We start from the raw sequence: 19,206 nt of genomic DNA on the forward strand, positions 1-19,206 counted from the left end.
CCGCCGGCCCGGCGCACCCCCGCGGCGGGCCTCAGCCGCCCCCGGCGGGGTGCCCGGCGGCCCGCCGGGCACCCCGTACCCCGTGCCGGGCCGAGCGGGCCCTCGCCCAGGCCGCGAAGCAGACCAGCGCGACGAAGCAGGGCACCATCAGCGCCGCGTACACCACCAGGAAGCCGTGCGTGCCGAGGTCGGCGGCGGCGTTCCAGGTGCCGTGCAGCACCATCGCCAGCAGCAGCCCGGTCGGTGCGGCCAGCCGGGCGAGCCAGCGCCGCCCGGTGGTCAGGGCGACGGCCAGGCCGATCCCGGTGAGCGCGGTGAACAGCGGGTGGGCGAAGGGCGAGAGCAGGGCGCGCAGCACGAAGGTCTGCACGGTGCTGTCGAAGTCGCGCAGGCTGGGCGGATCGCCGAGGCCCAGGCTGTCCAGCCGCTGCCGCTGGTCGCTGGTGAAGGCCCGTCCCAGGTAGAGGGCGTTCTCGGTGAAGGCGAAGCCGCAGGCGGTCGTCCCGCCGAGCACCACCCCGGCGGCCAGGGTGCGGGGCCGGGAGCGGCGGTGCGCCGCGCCGCCGGACGGCGGGGCGGGGCAGAGGTAGGGCAGCGGCCGCAGGTAGGGGCGCAGTCGCAGCCGGCCCCGGGCGTGCGGCCCGACCTCGCGGCGCGGGTACGGGCGGGGGCGCCGGGGCGCGGGCGACCGGTGCAGCAGCGGCGCGCAGGGGCGCCCGGTGCGGAGGCCCCGGCAGCGCAGGCGTCGGCCGAGCGGCAGCAGCAGCACCAGCAGGGCGGTGGCCTTGGCGGTCTCCTCGATCACCGGGGTGGCGATCCCGGCGCCGAGCAGCGCGCCGAGCGGGCCCCGGTGCCTGGTCAGGTAGCTGGCCGTCCAGTTGTTGGCGAGGATGGCGACGGTGGTGGCGGCGCAGGCGCCCCAGGCGAGGCAGAACGCGGTGTGCCGCAGCGGCACCCGGGCGGTGAGGTTGAGCCAGGCCAGGCCGCCCAGCACGAAGGGCAGCGGCACCATCGCCAGCCCCAGGCCGACCAGCAGTCCGACGGTGCCGGTCTGCCGCTGGACGAGGTGCAGGATCAGCACGCCGCAGCCGAGCAGGACCAGGACGGCGGTCGCGGTGACCGAGGAGAGCACCGTCGAGCGGCTGCGGCCCGGCGGTCCTCCGGGGGCGTCGGCTGCGCCGACGGCGGCGGAAGCGGTGGCGGGGACCCTCACGGTCGGCGGTGACGAGCCCCCCGGCCGGGGCAGCAGCCGTCGGTCCCGGCGCCACCGGGGCCCCGGGATCGTCCGGGTGTCGCCGGTGCTCGGGACCGTCTCCGGTGCGTCGGCGGCGACCCGAACAGCCGTCCGAACCGTCGTCAGGGCGGTCGGCCGGGACCCGCCGCCGGACGGGCTGCCCATGCGGCACAGGGTAGGCCACGGCAGCCGCCCGTCGGGAGGACTCGGGACGAAACGTCCGTTCGGGGCACGTCCGTACGGCCGCCGCGCGGCCGCCGTTCGAACGGCGGCCGGTGGGTCAGCGCCGGCGGAACAGCAGGTCGTGGACCACGTGGCCCTTGGCGATCCCGGCCCGTTCGAACTTGGTGACCGGCCGCCACTCCGGTCGCGGTGCGTAGCCCGGGATGCTGCCGTCCGGGTGGTCCGCGGGCTCCAGCCAGCCGGTCCCGTCACCCTCGGGGTGCAGGTTCTCCAGCTCCGGCGAGGCGGACAGCACCGCCAGCATCTGCTCCGCGTACGGCTCCCAGTCGGTGGCGCAGTGCACCAGGGCGCCGGGGGCGAGCCGGGGCAGCACCAGGTCGAGGAAGGACTCCTGGACCAGCCGGCGCTTGTGGTGCTTGGGCTTGGGCCACGGGTCGGCGAAGAAGACCCGCAGGCCGGCCAGCGAGGCGTCCGGGAGCATGTCGCGCAGCAGGATCACCGCGTCGCCGGCGGCCAGCCGGACGTTGTCCGAGCCGTCGCGCTCCAGCAGGCCGAGCAGGTTGCCGTGGCCCGGGGTGTGCACGTCCGCGGCGAGGATGCCCGTGCCCGGGTCGGCGGCGGCCATCGCGGCGGTGGTCTCGCCCATGCCGAAGCCGATCTCCAGCGTCACCGGCAGCTCGCCGAACAGCTCCCGCAGGTCGAGCGGGGTGCCGTCGATCGGGATGCCGTACGTCTCCCAGCCGCGGTCCAGCGCACCGGCCTGGGCGTTGGTCATCCGGCCCCGGCGCGGCTGGAAGCTGCGGATGCGACGCTCCCGGTGCTGCTCCTCGGTGGCCTTGTGCGGGTACATCGGCGCGGGGTAGCCGGCCGGCGCGGCGGAGAGCCGGGCGGACGGCGAGGGCTGGGGGATCGGGGCGGTGGCAGTCACAATCCCCCGAGTCTACGGGGCCGTGCGGGGCCCCCGGCGGGGTGTGTGACGGGGCTCATCCACCCGCCTCCAGCGCGGCCAGGGCCCGCCGGGCCACCTCCCGGCCGATCGGCAGCGAGGCCGTCGCGGCCGGGGAGGGCGCGTTCAGCACGTGCACCGCGCGGCGCGGGGAGCGCGGGTCCTGCGGGTCGAAGCCGGCGAAGGCGAAGTCGTCCAGCAGCGAGCCGTCCCGGGCCACCGCCTGGGCCCGCACCCCGGCGGTGGCCGGCACCAGGTCCTCGGCGGAGACGGCGGGCAGCAGCCGTCGGACGGCCGTGGTGAACGCCCGCTTGGACAGCGAGCGGTGCAGTTCGCCCAGCTCGTACCGCCAGTGCCGGCGGGCGATCCGCCAGGTGCCGGGGAAGGCCAGGGTCCCGGCCAGGTCGCGCGGGCGGACGGTGCGCCAGTCGTAGCCCTCGCGGGCCAGTGCGGGCACCGCGTTCGGGCCGACGTGGACGTCCCCGTGGATCCCCCGGGTGAGGTGCACGCCGAGGAACGGGAACGCCGGGTCGGGCACCGGGTAGACCAGGCCGCGCACCAAGTCCCTCCGGTGCTCGGCCAGTTCGTAGTACTCGCCGCGGAACGGCACGATCCGCACCCCGGTCTCGTCCCCGGCCATCCGGGCGATCCGGTCGCTGTGCAGCCCGGCGCAGTTCACCAGCACCCGGCACCGCAGCTCGCCGGTGGCGGTGCCCACCGTCACCCCGTCCCTGCGCCGCGCCACCGTCCGGACCTCGCTGCCGGGCCGCAGCTCGGCCCCGGCCTCCCGGGCCAGCCGGGCGTAGGCGGTGGCGACGGCCGGGAAGTCACAGATGCCGGTGGTGCCGACGTGCAGCCCGGCGAGCCCGGACACCTCCGGCTCGTACCGGGCGATCCCGGCCCGGTCCAGCTCGGTGACCGGGATGCCGTTGGCCCGTCCGCGCTCCGCCAGGGCCGCCAGCCGGGGCAGCTCGGCGGCGCCGGTGGCCACGATCAGCTTGCCGGTCACCTCGTACGGGATGTCCTGCTCGCGGCAGAACGCCACCAGCTCGGCGGCGCCCTCGACGGCGAACCGGGCCTTGTACGAACCCGGTTTGTAGTAGACGCCGCTGTGGATCACCCCGCTGTTGCGCCCGGTCTGGTGCGCCGCGAAGCCGGTCTCCTTCTCCAGCACCGCGACCCGCAGCCCCGGCCGCGCCCCGGTCAGCGCGTACGCCGTGGCCAGCCCGACGATCCCGCCGCCCACCACCAGCACATCGATCTCGTCCGCCACCACAGGCTCCTCGCCTCGCCCGGCCCGCCCCCACCGCCGATGCTGCCACGGCGGCCGGGCCGGGTCGAGAGTGCGAACGGCCCGCGCGGGAACGGCGAGCGGCCGGGAAGGAACCACCCCCGTGGGTCCCTTCCCGGCCGCCCGCCCCCGGCGGTGCCCGATGCCGGGCACGGCCCCGCCGGGTGTCCGGTGCGGTCCCGTCCCGCAGCCCCGGCCCCCACGACCGGTGCTGCGGGACGGCCGGCGACCGCGCGGGCCGCCGGCCCCCTCACTCCTCCCAGGGCCAGTGGGCGTTCGCCCCGGCCTCCAGGAGCGGGATGAGGCGGAAGGCGGCGTCGCTCAGGCCGCCGAAGGTGTGGCGGTGGGCGCCGCCGCTGGGGCCGTGGGCCGGCGCGTAGCCGGCCAGGTTCCAGGTGTAGACGGGGACGTGGGCGGGCACGGCGGCGAGGGGGTCGCCGCCCCAGTGGTTCGGGCCGGTCTGCTCGTCGGTGACGATCACCACCCGGTCGTGGCCGCGGTAGTGGGCGCGCACGGCGTCGGCGGTGTTGGTGCCGCCGAGGCTGGAGAAACGATCCAGCACCCGCAGCACCGCCTCGCCCCGGCCGACCTCGACCACCCGGCTGGTGGTGCCGAACTCGACCAGGTCCGCGTCGGCGGCACGGACCTTCAGCGCGGTGCCGAAGATCGCCGCCGAATCGGCCCGGTTGAGCTCGGTCGGGCCGCCGGAACGGTCGAACATCGAGCCCGAGCGGTCCACCAGGACCAGCGTCCGGCCCGGCAGCTCCGGCACGTTGGCCAGTGAGTGGCCGAGCGCGGTCTCCAGCGCGTGCCCCCAGCGCAGCGAGGGCGCGTGCCGGTGCGCCGACAGGTAGCGGAACGGGAACTGGCGCGAGCGCCGCACCTCGCCCTTGTCGGAGATCCGCCGGGCCACGTCGGCCGCGACCGCGTCCGACACCCCCGCCTGGTCGAAGTTGCGCAGGTTCCGCACCAGCGCCATCGGCCCCATCGACGGGATGACCGCCTCCCAGACCGGCGCGTCCAACGGCCCCTGCAGCCACCCGGCCAGCGCCTCCCAGGTCAGCCCGGCGGCGGCCAGCCGCTCGGCGCCGTCCTCGGCGGTCACCGCTGCCCGCCGCTCCTCCACGGGCAGCGCGAGCAGCTCGCGGTTGGCGGTCAGCAGCGGCTCGGACGCGGGCGGGACGGCCGCGTCCGGCCGGTGCCGGCGGTCCAGCGCGTACGCGAACAGGGCGCCCTGCCACGGCTTGTCCGGGTCCGGCGAGGGGTGGGTCAGCTCGATCACGTCACCGAAGCGGTAACCCTTGCCCGCCGTGTCGTACTTGAGCAGCGAACGGGCGTCGTAGAGACGCCGGACACCGTCCGCGACACCGCGCTTGAGCGGCTTGGGCAGCGCCCGGCCGTAGCGCGAGGTCCAGTAGGCGAGCAGCTCCCCGGGCTCGTCGGCGCGCCGCAGCACCGCCGCGACGGCCTGCCGGGAGTGCCCGTGGGCACCCGCGTCGAGCCGGGCCCGGGTGAACTCGGCGGCGCCGACCAGGGCGGCGGTGCGCATGTGGGCGCCGTAGCGCAGCCAGCGCAGTAGCCCGACGGTCCACTCGGGATCGGAGACGGCGAGTTCGCGCACCAGCGCGGTGTAGCGGTCGTCGCGCTCGCCGCCGCGCTCGTAGTAGGTGTCCTTGCCGACCATGTCGGCCACCGCGAGCAGGAACAGCTCGGACCGGGCGTCCCGGACGTGGCCGGTGCCGCCGTTGTGGTTGCGGGTGAGCCGTCCGGTGGTGGTCACCGGCGAGCTCGGGCCCGCCTTCGCCCTGCGGATGTTGAACCTGGACATGGGACAGCCCCCCTCGGCGTGTCGGTGTCAGTGGGAGGGAGGCGTGCTGCGTCCGGGGTGCCCGAGATCGTGCCGACCGTCGCGAGGACGGCCGGCGTCGGCGGAGGTTTGTATGCCTTGTGCTCTGTCCATTTGAGCTAGCGCCCGCGCTCGCGCACGGCACGCCCGGGACTCGAACCCGGAACCACAAGATCCGAAGTAACCCCCGCCTGCGCACCGGGCACTCCGAAGCGCACTGCCTCCCGAGATCAAAGGTGGCCGCGGTCGATGGAACTCAGCTTCACCGCGCCCACGGGGGGCACTCGACCGAAGTAACCGCTGCCGTCGCACCGGGAGGTGCGGACGAACTATTCACGTATGGGTGTCCAGAGTTCGAGGACGGCTGAGGTGACGAAGCTGCTCTGGCCACTGAGCTACACCGGCCCGAAGCCGATGACGGGATTTGAACCCGCGACCTGCCCAATTGGGAGTTGGAAGTAACCTCTGCCTGCGCACCTGGACGAGAGAGACCTTAGCCAGGCCCCTCTCGCAGGCGCACCTCATTTACCGTCAGGTATCAGCCGGTGCGGCGGCCGGCCCGTCCGGTGCAGGGGGAGGCCCGCCCGGCGGAGTGGGAGGCCCGCCCGGCTCGGTGGCGGGCCCGCCCGGCGCTCCTCAAGCCGGAGCGACGATCACCGCCCGCGCCCGCTCGGTCAGCTCCCGCACCCGGCGCTCGCCCTGGAACGGCTCCAGGCGCCGCAGCATCTCCACCACGTACTCCCGGCTGCGCTGTGAGGAGATCCGGCCGGCCACCTCGACGGCGCGTTCGCCGGCGGCGACCGCGGCGTCCAGGTTGCCCGCCTCCGCCTCGGCCATCGCCGAGACCACCAGCCGCAGGCCGTGCGAGCGGACGAAGCCCTCGGTGGGCTTGGCCAGTGCCTCGCGGGTGAACTGCCGCACCTTGGAGGGCACTCCGAGGTCGCGGAAGCACTCGGCGGCGTCGGCGGCGAGCCGGTCGTAGGCGTAGAAGTCGATCCACGCCGGATCGGGATCCCCGGCGCGCGCTCGTTCGAGTGCGCTCTCCGCCGCCCCGAGCGCCGTCGCACACGCCGCCGCGTTGCGGGCCTTGGCCTGGGCCCGCGCCTCCACCAGGTGGAAGAAGCTCATGGTGCGGGCGGTGGCCAGGCCCCGGTTGCGCTCCAGGGCGGCCTGCGCCAGGTCCACCGCCTCCTCGGCGAAGCCCCGGTAGCCGGCCTGCAGGCTCATCGAGGCCAGCACGTAGCCGCCGAGCGGCACGTCGGCGGCGGCCCGGGCGAGCCGAAGGGCCTGGATGTAGTACCGCTGGGCGGCCTCGTGCTGCCCGGTGTCGAAGGCCATCCACCCGGCCAGCCTGGTCAGTTCGGCCGTCGCCCCGAACAGCGCCCGGCCGACCGCGTCGCTGTACGAGGCCAGCAGCAGCGGCGCCGCCTCCACCCGCAGACACTCCGGCACCATCGACGAACGCCAGTCCCCGCCGCCGTACTTGGAGTCCCAACGGCGGGCCTCCTGGGCGGCCTCGCGGAGCTTGGCGGCGTCCGAGTGGCCGACCCGGTAGGAGGACGTGTCGCTGGGGGAGCGCGGCACCTCGCGGGCCACCGAGCCGTCCGCCGGGGTGATCAGCCAGCGGGAGACGGGCGTCGCGTAGGCGGCGACCGAGAAGGTGCCGGCCAGGCTGTCGCTCCACCGGCCGCCGCCGGGGCCCCGGCGCAGGTCGAGGTCGACCCGCCACAGGTCGGTGGCGGAGCGGACGGCCTCGGCGACGTCGCGCGGGAAGGCCAGGCCGAGTTCGGGCGCCGGGTCGGTATCGCCCAGGCCGATCTCCTCCAGCGGGACGGGCCGGCCGAGCTTGCCGCCGATCGCGGTGGCGATCAGGTGCGGGACGGGCCCCTGCGGGACCATGCCCTTGCTGACCCACCGGGCCACCGAGGTCTTGTCGTACCGCAGGGTCAACCCCCGCTGGGCGCCCAGGTCGTTGACCCGGCGGGCCAGTCCGGCGTTGCTGATCTGGGCGAGGGTCAGGAGCGTGCCGAGCCGTTCGTTCGGTCCACGTGGGCTGACGGTCATGGTGGCGGCGGCACCTCCTGCGGCCTTGTGCGCGGGGCCCGGGCGGCACCGGGCCGTAGCTGCTGTACCTAGAGTAGTCGGACGCGTTCCGACGGTTAAGAGGTCGCATTCCGGATGGCGGGATCGCGCACTCGGCGGCGCCGCACGGGGGTTGGTCCGGACCACTCGGATCCGGCCGATCGCGCCGCGCGCCGGAGCGTCGTGCTCCGGTCCCGTGTTCACGTGCGCCCGGCCGTGCCCCCTGGCCGCACCGGCTGGTCGGCGATTCGCTGGTGGTCGTGGGTCGGCCCGCCGTCGAGGACCCGGCGGGCCGGGGGATGCCGCCGCCTCAATCCCCGCGGGCGGCGGTGAAGTCCGGGAGGGCATGCGGATGCCCTCCCGGGCTGGGCGACGCCTTTCGGCCATCTCGCGATGCCCATGCCAAGGCGGCCCGCGGGCGGTCCGGGCCAAGGAGGGGGAGGCCCGGCCCGCCCGGCCCCGTCCCACCGCCGTGGGCGCACTCCGCCCCCGTTCCGCCCCGCCGCGGCGGGGAGTTCAGCCCCGGTTCCGTCCCGCCGCCGAAAGGCCGCCACCGAAGCGGAACCCGCAACACCGGCCACAGCGACGCCGAGCGGTGGCACGATGTCCCTGACGGCGCATCGAGCTGCGGGGGCACGTCGGGACGCGCACGGGCCGCCACGGCACACCCACCCGGCGTTCGGCACGCCGCGCGGATGCAGGTCCTCGTCCGGTGGAGGCGCGATGCGGTGGCTGACGGGCTGGTGCACGGGCGGGCCCCGGGCGGGCACGCCCGTGCACGGGACGCCTGGCACGGTCGCGCCGATCGCCGCGCGCCCGCTGTGGACCGGACCCGACCCGCTCTGGGCCGTCGGCGACTGGCGCCCCGAGGAGATCCGCCTGGTCACCCTCCGCCCCGGCGCCCCCGCCGCGGTCAGCACCGGCCCCACCGCCCCCGACCCGGTCGAGGACACCCCCGCCACCACCCGGCTCGCCGTCCTCGGCCACTGCGGCGCCACCGACGCCGAGCTCGCCGCCGGCCTCGCGGCCGCCCGCGGCGGCGCGGTCCGCCACCTCACCGCCTGGCCCGGCAGCTACACCGTCGTGCTGCGCGCCGGCACCCGCTCCACCCTGCTGCTCACCGACCTCGCCGGCGCCCAGCCGGTCTTCCACACCCCCTGGGCCGGCGGCACGGCGTACGCCACCGCCGCCCTCCCGCTGGCCGACCTGGTCGGCGCCGCCCTGGACACCGGCCACCTCGCCGCCCGGCTCGCCTGCCCCGAGTCCCCCGAGGCGCTCGGCACCGGAACGCCGTACCTGGGCGTCCAGCAGGTGCCGCCCGGCCACGTGCTCGGGATCCGCGGCGGCCGCCCGTACCTGTCCGGCTACGACGACCCGGTCTCCGCCGAGCAGCCCCGCGACGAGGCGCCCGCCGTCCGCGAACTCACCCGCGCCCTGCTGGAATCCGTCCGCTCCCGGGTCCGCACCACCGCGCCGGTCCTCGACCCCGCCGGGCGGGCCCGGCTCGGCGTCGACCTCTCGTACGGCACCGCCTCCGCCACCGTCGCGCTGCTCGCCGCGGCCGTACCGCTGCCGCCGGTGCCCGCGGCGACCGTCCCGGCCCCGAGGGCACCGGGGGCCGCAGGGACCGCGGGGCTTCCCGGAGTCGCACCGGGGGCCAGGAACGGCGCCGTCAAGGGTTCCTGGGCCCGGGCCGCCGTCCGGGAGCCCGCCGCGCCCGAGCAGTTGGCCGCCGTCACGCTCGGCGAGACCGAGCCGCCGGCCACCCTCGCACTCGCCCCCGACACCCCGCGACTGCGGCACACCGTGCTCGACCCCGGCCCCGACACCCTCCCGTACGCCGGGCTGCGCACCGACCCGCAGGCCGGCCGGCTCACCGACGAGCCCGGGCCCGAACTCGTCGCCGCCGCCCGCGCCGAGGCCCGCTTCGACGCCGGCGGCACCGACCACCTCACCGGCTACGGGGCCCGCCAGGTCCTCGACGGCCACCCGGCCCGCCTCGCCGACCTCATCCGGGCCGGCCGCCCGCGCGAACTCCTGCCCCCGGTCGCCGCGCTGGCCGGGGCCGACCGGGCCGTCGCGGGCGTCCTGACCGGCGCGCTGCGCACACCGCTCACCGTGGTCCGGGCCGCCCACCGGCTCTCCCGGGTCGGCTACGCCGAGGCGCTGGACGAGGCCGCCGCCAAACTGACCGCCCGCCACGTCCCGGACGGCGGCGGGACGGCGGGGAGCCGCTCGGCCGTCGACCTCGCCTGGTGCGTTCCCGGGCCGGCCGCCCGCTGGCTCTCCGACGAGGCGCTCTCCTCCGTGGCCCTGCGGCTCCGCCTGGCGGCGCGCAAACCGGCGCCCGACGAACGCCCCGGCGCGCACCGCGCCCGGCACGCCCTCTACCGGCAGGCACGCTCCTTCCGCACGCTCGTGCACGCTGCCGAACAGCCCGGCCAACGGCTGCACGCGCCCTTCCTCGACAACCAGGTCGTCCGCGCCGCCCGCCTCCTCCCCGACGACGTCCGCCTCCAGCCCGGCGCCCGGCACGCCCTCCTGCACGCCGTCCTCACCGGTGCCGGCCGCACCGACCTGCCCCCCGACTGGGGCCGCGGCCCCCGCCCCGACCGCACCGCCCCCGCCCGCGCCGGACTGCGCCTGGCCGCCGACGGCCTCGCCGAACTCTTCGACGCCCCCCTTCTCGCCGAAGCCGGCCTCATCGACCTCCCCGCCGTCCGCGCCGGCCTCGCCGACTCCGCGGACCCCGCCTCCCCGATCTCTCCCGGTGCGCTCGCCGGCCTGGCCGAGCTCGTCTCCGCCGAACTCTGGCTGCGCCGCGTCCGCGCCCGCCGCCACGGCGCCTGCTGGACCGGCCTCCCGCACCCCCAGCCCCCCGCCCTCACCCCCTGACCCGACGCAGGACGGCCGTGCCGCGCGGTGGGCCGCCTCCGCGCTCCTCCGCCCGTCGACCGGGCCGCACCCACCGACCCGCCCCCTTCTCTCGGCGCGGTTGCGGCGGCGGCGTCGTCCGGGCGCCCATGATGGCGGGGTTGTGGATCCGGGGCGAGGAGGGTGTGCGGTGGCCGGTGGGAGCGCGGGGCGGGACGTGCCCGTGGTGCTGTCGGTGCTCGGGCGGCCGCCGGCCGGCCGACCGGCCGGGGTGCTGGCGGCGTGCGACGGGTCGGACGGGTCGCTGTGGGCGCTGGACCGGGCGATGACGGAGGCGGAGCTGTTCGGCCTGCCGCTGTACGTGCTGGCGGTGGTGAACCCGGCGCCGGCCGGCTATCCGCCGGGGATGGCGGAGCTGGTGCAGGAGAGCGTGGAGACGCTGGTCGAGAGCACCGCGGACGGGCTGCGCCGCTCGGTGGTCGCCGTCCAGCGGCAGCGCCCGACGCCGTACGCCGGGGAGATGTCGCTGCACGTGGTGCTGGGCAACGTCATCGAGGTGCTGCTGGAGGCGGCGCCCCGGCAGCACACGATGGTGGTCGGCACCCGGGGCAACGGCGGGTTCGCCCGGCTGCTGCTGGGGTCGGTCAGTTCGGCGATGGTGCACCACGCGGCGTGCCCGGTGCTGGTGGTCCCGGCGCCGCCGGCCGGCTGAACCGGCAGGTCAGGGAGTTGTCGGGAATGTACCGAGATGGTTCATCGTTCACCCATCTCGTACACATCTGACAAGACGCCCCCTGGAGACCCCGCATGAAGGTCGAGATCTGGTCCGACATCGCCTGCCCCTGGTGCTACATCGGCAAGCGCCGCTTCGAGCAGGCCCTCGCGGACTTCCCGGGCAAGGAGCAGGTCGAGGTCGTCTACCGCCCGTACCAGCTGGTGCCGGACGCCCCCGCGACGGCGAGCCCGCACCGCGCCTGGCTGGCCGAGCGCTACGGGCCGCAGTCCGTGGCGATGGACGCCCGGGTGGCCGAGCTGGGCCTCGCCGAGGGCATCGCGTACGACTTCGACGCCGCGCTGCACGCCAACACCTTCCTCGGCCACCGCCTGCTGCACCTCGCCGAGTCCGAGTACGGCCCTGAGGCCCAGGGCCGGTTGAAGGAGGCGCTGCTCAAGGCGCACTTCACCGACGGCGTCGACGTCGGCGACCGCGCCGCGCTGGTCGACGTCGCCGTGGCGGTGGGCCTGGACCGGGAGCGGGTGACCGCCTACCTGGCGGGCGACGAGGGCACCGCCGAGGTCGACGCCCAGCTGGCCGAGGGCCGGGAGCTGGGGATCTCCGCCGTTCCCACCTTCGTGTTCGAGGGCAAGTGGGCGGTCCAGGGCGGCCAGGACGCCGAGACCTTCCGCAAGGTGCTGGACCAGGTCGCCACCGAGATCGGCGAGCGCCGGCCCGCCCCGGTGCAGGTCGCCCCGGCCGGGGAGGCCTGCGCGGACGGCGCCTGCGCCATCTGACCCCCTCCGGGCCCCGGCGGCCCGGAGCCCGAGGCCCGTTTCCGGTGCACCTGCCTCAGGAGCACCGGAAGCGGGCCTCGGCCCAGTCCGCGACGTTCAGCGCCGACCAGATCCCGTTCGCCGGCGTGACCACCAGCCGGATGGACTTCTGCCCGGCCAGCGGCACGTGCACCGGCACGGCGTCGTCACCGACGGCGAGCGCCCGGGAGCGCCACAGGGTGCGGCCGTCGCCGCCCTCGACGGAGAAGACCACCCCGCCGGGCGAGAGCGTGGCGTCGTCCACTCCGGCCACCGCGTCGAAGGACGTGCAGCTGCGGTTGAGGTCGATCAGGGTGGTCGCCGGGGCGCGCACGGTGAGGACGTGCGCGTGGTGGTCACCGCCGATCCAGCCGCCGACGCGCTGCCAGAAGTCGTCGCTGCCCTTCTGCCGGATGCTCGGCTGGGGCGGCGGCACCCGGTTGTGGCCGGGCTTGATCACGGGCAGTGCGTCGGCCCAGAAGTCGGTGGGCAGCGGCGGGGTGGGCGGTGTGACGGTCGGGGTCGGCACCCGCGGCGGGGTGGGCGTCGGGACGACGGGCGGCTCGGGCACGGGCACCGGCGGCAGCGTCGGCGCGGGCACGACCGGGGGCACGAAGGTCGGCTTCGGGGCCGCCGGGCTGCTGGGCGCGGCCGGGGCGGGCTTCGGCGCCTTGGCCGCGGGCGGTGCCGGAGCGGGTTTGACGGGCGGCTGCGCACTGGGGCTCGGCGCGGGCTGCTCCGGGGCCGGCGCGGCGCTGCTGGGCGCGGGTGCCGGGGCGGGCGCGGGGGGCGCCGGTGCCGGAGGGGGAGCCGCCGGCGACGGGGCCGCCGGGGACGGCGCGGCCGGGGCACTGATGGCGGGGGGAGCGGCCGCCGGGGGAGTCGGCTCGGACGAACCGGTCAGCGCGTAGGCGGCGACGGCGGCCGCGGCCACCGCGACGGCGGCGGCGATCCCGGCCTTGGCGGCCGCGCCCAGGCCCTCGCCGGCCAGGGCGGCCGCGTGCCCGCCGGAGGCCGCACCGGCCCCCGCGGCCCCTCCGCCCGCGGCACCGCCCGAGCCCGCGGCACCGACGGACCCGGCCGCACCCGCCGTACCGCCCGCAGCCGAGCCGGCCGCCGCGCCCGAGGACCCGGCGGTCGCCGCCGCCGTCCCCGCGGCCGCTCCGCCGACCGCGGCGACACCGCCGACGGCGGCCGCGGCGGCACCGAACCCGCCGACCCCGACCCAGACGAGCACGCCGCCGGGCAGCAGCGCGCGCAGGCCGGTGTTGATCTCGGTCAGTTCCAGGCAGGCCGCCGTGCAGCGGTCGCACTCCTTGAGGTGCCGTCCGACCTCCGCCGAGGCCCGCTTGCGCAGCGAGCCGCGCGCGTACGCGCCGAGCCGGTTGGCGTACCCCTCGCACGCCCGGTCCTGGCTGCCGGAGACGTGTGCCTGCAGGAACGCGGCGGCGAGCCGGTCACGGGCCCGGTGGGCCTGGACGGCGGTGGCGTTGGCGGTCTTGCCGAGCATCACCGCGACGGTCTTGGGGGACTCCCGCTCGACCTCGGTGTGCCAGAGCACCACCCGGTCGTCCTCGGGCAGTTCGGCGTAGGCCTGCATGACCATCCGCTGGTCGGCCATCGCCATCGCCCAGGCGTCGGCGCCCGGGTCGGCCAGGTCGGGGTCGGCCACGGCGGCCGAGGTCTGCGCGAAGACGGCGAAGTCGTCCACGAGTTGCTCGCGCCGTTCGCTGCGGTGCCAGGCGGCGGCGACGTTGCGCACGGCGGTCAGCAGGTAGGCGCGGACGGCGAACTCCGGTCCCTTGCCCGCCCGCAGCGCCTGCAGGGTGCGGGCGAAGACCTCGCCCGCGAGGTCCTCGGCGGTGAAGTTGTCCCGGCAGCAGGTGCGCGCGTAGCGGCGGACCGATTCGGCGTGCCGGCGGTAGATCTCCTCGTACGCGGTGTCGTCGCCGGCCCGCACCCGGGCGGTCAACTCGGCGTCGGAGGGCGGGCGCTCACCGTCCACCGGGTCGGCGGGCGCGGGCACGGTCGGGCGCACGGGCCGGCCGCCGCCGAACTGCTCGCCGACGAACGCCTCGGGGGCGACGCCGCCGCGGCCCGCCGGGGCCTGGCCGGGCACCCGGCCGGAGGGCAGCGCGGCGGCCGATGCGGAGAGCGACTCACGGCTGGGCATCCCGGCCTGGTCGGGGACGTGTCCGGCCGCGGAACCCGGTGCGGCGCCCGGGCCTTGGGCCGGTCCGCCGGCCGCGCCCGGGCTGCCGAGCCCGCCCGTACCGCCGAGCCCGCCGGAGCCTGCGGCGGACCCTTCGGCGGTACTACCCGAGAGGCCTCCGAAGTCGAGGCCGTACCCGTAGTCGTTCTGTTCCTCGGCGCTCACAACGGACCCCAGATTCCACGACAGCCCCCGTAGTGTGGCAGGGCGCGCGGACGTGCGTAGGCGCACGGTTCCCCGGCGTGCGGCGCCGACGGCGCGCGAAGGGCGCGCATTCGGACATTGGCTCCAACCACGGGCAAAGGATGGCATAGCGCAGGGACGCGCGGTAGCCGGACCGGCCGTTCCCCACTCTTCCGTGGGGCCGTCGCGGATGTGTTCGCCCAGCGTGCGGCGCCCGGTCGCGCGACACCCGCACCCGGCGCGCGCGCCTGCCCCGCGCGCCGGTGATCCGTCCAACTGCCCTGCCCGCCAAGCGTGGCGGCCACACCCGCCGCCGGAAGTCAGCGCGCCCGCAGACCGTCCAGCAGGATCTGCAGCAGCCGGTCCGCGGGACCGGTGAGCGCCTGACCGTCCGTCTGCGGAGCAACCGGCGAGAAGCCGCCCGCCGCCGGCGTCGAGACCGACGGGCGGGCCGCGTGCACCGGCACCGACGCGGTCAGCACCAGCACCACGTCCGACACCGTGACACCCGGGCGCAGTTCGCCCGCCGCACCGGCCCGCGCCACCAGCGCGGCCAGCAGCTGGAGCAGCAGCCGGGGATCGGCGTCGGCGGCCGACGGCTCGACCGCCCCGCCGGACCGGGCCTCCTCACCGCGCAGGTCGAAGCGGACCGCCGCGGGCGGTTCCGGCACCCGCTGTTGAGGCACCCGGCCCAGCTCCTCCGCATAGCGGAACGCCTCCGGCGGCAGCAGCCGACCGGCCCCGCTGCTCACCGCGCGGGCCAGGTAGCCGGCCAGCGACTCCCAGGCGCCGTCGCCGCCGTACAGCGACTCGCGCGCCTGCGCGGTCAGCCACGCCACCTCCTCGGCGGCGATCCTCTGGACCAGCACCTCCTTGCTCGGGAACCGCCGGTAGACGGTGCCGACGCCGACCCCGGCCCGGCGCGCGACCTCCTCCATCGGCGCGCCGTAGCCGAACTCGCCGAACACCTCGCGGGCCGCCCGCAGCACGCTCTCCAGATTCCGTCGGGCGTCCACCCGGAGCCGTGCCCCCGGCACCGGCGGCACGGCCTGCGCGGACTCGGTCCGGTACGGCGCGGCGCCCTGGAACATCCCGGCCTGCGCCATCCCGGCCTGCACCGACAGGTCCACCGGGCCGCGTTGCTCGGGCACCGTGCCCGGCCCGGCCTGCGGTGCTCCCGCCCGCCCCAACACCTGCTCCTGTTCCATCATCCCAACTCTCCCCCGCAGGCGTCCGAATCCGGACCCTGTCGTCGCCCGCCCCTGCACCCCCCGGTGCAGCTCAGCCCGTCAGAAATGACCCGATGAACCATCGCTCGTGCCGCCCGTCCCGTTCCGGTGACCACGGTTTCGTGCCGCCGGGCCGGGTCCATGTCCGGCTCGGCGCGTCGGCACCGCCCGGGGCCCTGTCCGGGAACTACCCTTCCCCGGATGACTGTCCCCCAGTCGGGTTCTCACGCCAACGCTGGAACTGGCCGTAGTGGCCGCTCCACGGTGCGTCGCCGCCGATTGTCATGGCGACAGCCGCCCCGGTACACAATCCGACCATAGTTCACGGCTCTTCGCGGCCGAAAGTGCGTCAGAAAGTCGCCCAGGAAGCACAACTGGCCACGACGGCCACTCGCGACGCAACCAGCCCCGTACGGACTGTGGACAAGACCACCTCCGCCGGTCCTTCATAGGGGGGCGTGATGGGGGGACACCCCCGGCCGGGAGGCCGGGACGAAACGTCACATCGGCAGGAGGTGCACCATCAGGATCCTGATCGTCGGCGGCGGCTGCGCCGGTACGGCCACCGCACTCCACCTCCAGCGCGGCCTGCGGGAGCGGCTGCGGAGCGGCGAGGTGGAGATCACCGTGGTCGAGCCCCAGGCCTACTTCACCTACCACCCGCTGCTGGCCGAGGTCGCGGCCGGTTCGATCGACCCGAGACACGTGGTCGTCCCCCTGCGCCGGGTCCTGCCCGACTGCCGGGTGCTCACCGCCCGGATCACCCGGATCGAGCACGCCGCCCGACGAGCCCTGGCCGACGCCGCGAGCCCCGGCGAACCCCCGGCGCCGATCGAACTGCCCTACGACGTCCTGGTGGTGGCCCCCGGATCGGTCTCCCGGACGGCACCGGTGCCGGGCCTCGCCGAGCACGGCCTCGGCTTCTCCACCGTCGGCGAGGCGGTCGGCCTGCGCAACCACGTCCTGGAACAGCTCGACCTGGCCTCCGCCACCCGCGACCCCGCGCTGCGCCAGGCCGCGCTCACCTTCGTCTTCGTCGGCGCGGGCTACGCGGGCGTCGGGGCGCTCGCGGAGCTGGAGGACATGGTCCGCACGGCCGTGCGCGGCTACCACAACGTCCGCGCGGAGGACCTGCGCTGGGTGCTGGTCGAGGCGACCGACCGGATCCTCGCCGAGGAGTCGCCCGAACTCGCCGAGCACACCCTCGGCGAGCTGCGCGAACGCGGCGTCGACATCCGGCTGCGCACCACCCTGGAGTCCGCCGTCGACCGGGTCGTCGCACTCTCCGACGGCAGCCGCTTCGGCGCCCGCACCCTGGTCTGGACGGCGGGCGTCCGGCCGTCCCCGCTGCTGCGCGACACCGACCTGCCGCTGGACACCCTCGGCCGGGTCCGCTGTCTGTCCACCCTGCAGGCGGTGGGACCGGACGGGCGGGCACTGCCCGGGGTCTGGGCGGCCGGCGACTGCGCGGCCGTACCGGATCCGAACGCGCACGGCGCCCCCTGTGCGCCCAACGCCCAGCACGCCTTCGCCGAGGCCGCGCTGCTCGCCCGCAACATCGCGGTCGCCCTGGACGGCGGGCCGCACGCACCGGGCCTGGCGGAGTACGAGCCCGGTCCCGCGGCCTGCTCGACCTCGCTCGGCCCGCACCGGGCCGTCGCGCACACCCGGCGGGGCGGCAAGCTCACCGGCCGGCGGGCCTGGTGGCTGCACCGGGCGAGGCACCTGCGGCGGCTGCCGACCGCGGAGCGCCGGGTCCGGGTGCTGATGGACTGGGTGCTGGGCGGGGTGTTCTCCCGCGAGGTGGTCTCGCTGGGTGCGATGGAGCACCCGCGTTCGGCTTTCGAGGAGGGGTTCGACCCGAAGCCCGGACGGCCGTCCGACGCCGGACCGGATGCGCCCCGCTGACCGCCCCCGCCGATGCGGCCCGGAAGCCGATCGGACGGCCACGCCGGGCGCGCGACTTCCGAAACCGGGCCTCTGCCTGACAGGATCAGCCCGACCTGGTCATTACCCCGTGTACTGCCGTGTACACAAAAAGTGATGATATGCCTGGAAAACGAGGAAGCGGCCGTCGTTTGAACCTGATGCGTTGGAGCGCCCGGCTCACCGGAGTCCCCTGGCGTGCCACCCCGACTTGCGGGGTCGGCACCGACGAGGGCGCGCCCTCCGCCGACGGCGTCGTCGTGCCCAGCCCCCGCGAACCGGCCGGCTCCACCGCCGCCGCCTCCGAACTCCTCGACCCGCACAAACCCCAGAACCTGCGCGAGGTCCTCAACCGCATCCCCGCCCCGGTCGCCGTCACCTACGGCCCGCTCCACCAGCTCGGCTACGCCAACCGCGCCTACCGCGAACTCTTCGGCGAACGCCCCACCGGCCTGCCCGCGGGCGAGGCGCTCCCGGAACTCGGGACCATGGGCGTCCTGCCCCTGATGGACCAGGTCATCCGCGGAGGCCGCCCGCGCAGCGTCAAGGCCCGCTGCATCCTCGGTCTCACCGGCAACCGCTACTACAACGTCTCCTGCGTCCCGCTCGGCTCCGGCGACACCACCGACGCCCCCGTCGAGGGCCCGCCCGCCGGTGTCCTGATCTTCGCCGCCGAGGTCACCGACCAGGTCCTCGCCGCCGCCCGTCTGCGCGAAGCCGAACGACGCCAGCGCGAGGCCGCCGTCACCCTCCAGCGCAGCCTGCTCCCGCAGAAGCTCGACCAGCCGGCCGACCTGCGGGTCGCCGCCACCTACCAGCCCGGCGGCGCCGAGGCGGCCGTCGGCGGCGACTGGTACGACGTCATCGCCATCGACGGCGGGCGCACGGCACTCGTCATCGGCGACGTCATGGGCCGCGGCCTGCGGGCGGCGGCCGTCATGGGCCAGCTGCGCACCGCGGTCCGCGCCTACGCCCGCCTCGACCTGCCACCGCACGAGGTGATGCGCCTGCTCGACGGCCTCGCCATGGAGATCGACGCCAACCAGATCGCCACCTGCACCTACGCCGTCTGGGACCCGGAGCGCCGCACCCTCTCCTACGCCTCGGCCGGCCACCTCCCGATCCTGCTGCGCTGCCCCGACGGCACCATCCTGCGCAGCGAGGAACAGAACGGCCCGCCGCTCGGCACCGGGGGAGGCATGCACGTCTCCCACACCCTGCGCCTGCTCCCCGGCACGACCGGCGTCCTCTATACGGACGGCCTGGTCGAGCGTCGCGACGAGGACATCGACCAGGGCCTCGACCTCCTGGCCCGCACCCTGACCGGTGCGATCGGTGCCCCCGACGTCATCTGCGCCCGTCTGCTGCGGGCGATGGGCGTGACCTCGGAGCACGACGACGACGTCGCCGTCCTGGCCTTCCACCTGCCGGCGGCGGAGGTCGCCGAAAATTCGCTTGCGGGCCTTGACTCGGCCATCCCAGAGGTCTAGTGTTCTTCGAGTTGCCTGACATGGAGCACCGGACACGCATCAGCGCGGACGGCCCCCGGGGCAGCCAATCCTCTGAAACACCACTTCCCAGGTTCGGGCTGGGTTGCGTTCGCATTTCTGCGTCGCGGCTCGGTTCTTATTCGGCGTGTTCGTTTTATCGGATTGCGGTCGATTCGCCTT

At 76.1% G+C, this 19,206-nt stretch carries 11 protein-coding genes and 1 pseudogene; 5 read left to right on the forward strand and 7 right to left on the reverse strand.

Translation table 11 applies throughout. The features are described from left to right. Positions 1 to 31 precede the first annotated feature (31 nt). From ACIRST_RS30255 to ACIRST_RS30275, 5 genes are all read right to left on the reverse strand, one after another. Positions 32 to 1,213, reverse strand: coding sequence for a PrsW family intramembrane metalloprotease (locus tag ACIRST_RS30255; RefSeq protein ID WP_402805965.1), 1,182 nt, complete (start codon positions 1,211 to 1,213; stop codon positions 32 to 34). Between the two features lie 301 nt (positions 1,214 to 1,514). Then, positions 1,515 to 2,345, reverse strand: coding sequence for a tRNA (guanosine(46)-N7)-methyltransferase TrmB (gene trmB, locus ACIRST_RS30260; protein WP_350525376.1), 831 nt, complete (start codon positions 2,343 to 2,345; stop codon positions 1,515 to 1,517). A gap of 55 nt (positions 2,346 to 2,400) precedes the next feature. Then, on the reverse strand, positions 2,401 to 3,639 hold the full coding sequence (gene lhgO, locus ACIRST_RS30265) for an L-2-hydroxyglutarate oxidase (protein ID WP_402805969.1): 1,239 nt from the start codon (positions 3,637 to 3,639) through the stop codon (positions 2,401 to 2,403). 265 nt (positions 3,640 to 3,904) lie between these two features. Next, complete coding sequence (locus tag ACIRST_RS30270) at positions 3,905 to 5,482, reverse strand: TROVE domain-containing protein (protein WP_402805972.1); 1,578 nt, start codon at positions 5,480 to 5,482, stop codon at positions 3,905 to 3,907. Between the two features lie 654 nt (positions 5,483 to 6,136). Further along, on the reverse strand, positions 6,137 to 7,564 hold the full coding sequence (locus tag ACIRST_RS30275) for an MFS transporter (RefSeq protein ID WP_350525373.1): 1,428 nt from the start codon (positions 7,562 to 7,564) through the stop codon (positions 6,137 to 6,139). A 741-nt stretch (positions 7,565 to 8,305) separates the two neighbouring features. On the opposite strand from ACIRST_RS30275, the gene ACIRST_RS30280 reads away from it, so the two are divergent. The 3 genes from ACIRST_RS30280 to ACIRST_RS30290 all read left to right on the forward strand — a co-directional run bounded on the left by ACIRST_RS30280 (position 8,306) and on the right by ACIRST_RS30290 (position 11,968). Next, a complete protein-coding gene (locus ACIRST_RS30280; RefSeq protein ID WP_402805975.1) occupies positions 8,306 to 10,477 on the forward strand; it encodes an asparagine synthase-related protein in 2,172 nt (723 codons plus the stop codon). Positions 10,478 to 10,646: 169 nt separating this feature from the next. Beyond that, positions 10,647 to 11,168 carry a universal stress protein gene (locus tag ACIRST_RS30285; RefSeq protein ID WP_396552910.1) on the forward strand — a complete coding sequence of 174 codons (522 nt, stop codon included), beginning with the start codon at positions 10,647 to 10,649 and terminating at the stop codon, positions 11,166 to 11,168. A 95-nt stretch (positions 11,169 to 11,263) separates the two neighbouring features. Next, positions 11,264 to 11,968: a DsbA family oxidoreductase gene (locus ACIRST_RS30290; RefSeq protein ID WP_350525370.1), complete on the forward strand. Its 705-nt coding sequence runs from the start codon at positions 11,264 to 11,266 to the stop codon at positions 11,966 to 11,968. A gap of 55 nt (positions 11,969 to 12,023) precedes the next feature. On the opposite strand, the gene ACIRST_RS30295 is transcribed toward ACIRST_RS30290, so the two are convergent. Together ACIRST_RS30295 and ACIRST_RS30300 are read right to left on the reverse strand one after the other, a co-directional pair. Next, a complete protein-coding gene (locus tag ACIRST_RS30295) occupies positions 12,024 to 14,363 on the reverse strand; it encodes a sigma-70 family RNA polymerase sigma factor (protein WP_402805980.1) in 2,340 nt (779 codons plus the stop codon). 338 nt (positions 14,364 to 14,701) lie between these two features. Further along, positions 14,702 to 15,592: a helix-turn-helix domain-containing protein gene (locus ACIRST_RS30300; RefSeq protein WP_350525368.1), complete on the reverse strand. Its 891-nt coding sequence runs from the start codon at positions 15,590 to 15,592 to the stop codon at positions 14,702 to 14,704. Positions 15,593 to 16,144: 552 nt separating this feature from the next. Between ACIRST_RS30300 and ACIRST_RS30305 the strand changes: the two genes are divergently transcribed. Both ACIRST_RS30305 and ACIRST_RS30310 read left to right on the forward strand, forming a co-directional pair. Then, positions 16,145 to 17,518 carry an NAD(P)/FAD-dependent oxidoreductase gene (locus ACIRST_RS30305; RefSeq protein WP_402805992.1) on the forward strand — a complete coding sequence of 458 codons (1,374 nt, stop codon included), beginning with the start codon at positions 16,145 to 16,147 and terminating at the stop codon, positions 17,516 to 17,518. Between the two features lie 170 nt (positions 17,519 to 17,688). Then, positions 17,689 to 18,993, forward strand: a pseudogene (locus ACIRST_RS30310) (SpoIIE family protein phosphatase); the annotation flags it as partial. Positions 18,994 to 19,206: the final 213 nt, after the last annotated feature.

The sequence above is a fragment of the Kitasatospora sp. NPDC101447 genome (genome assembly GCF_044767225.1).
Taxonomy (GTDB): domain Bacteria; phylum Actinomycetota; class Actinomycetes; order Streptomycetales; family Streptomycetaceae; genus Kitasatospora.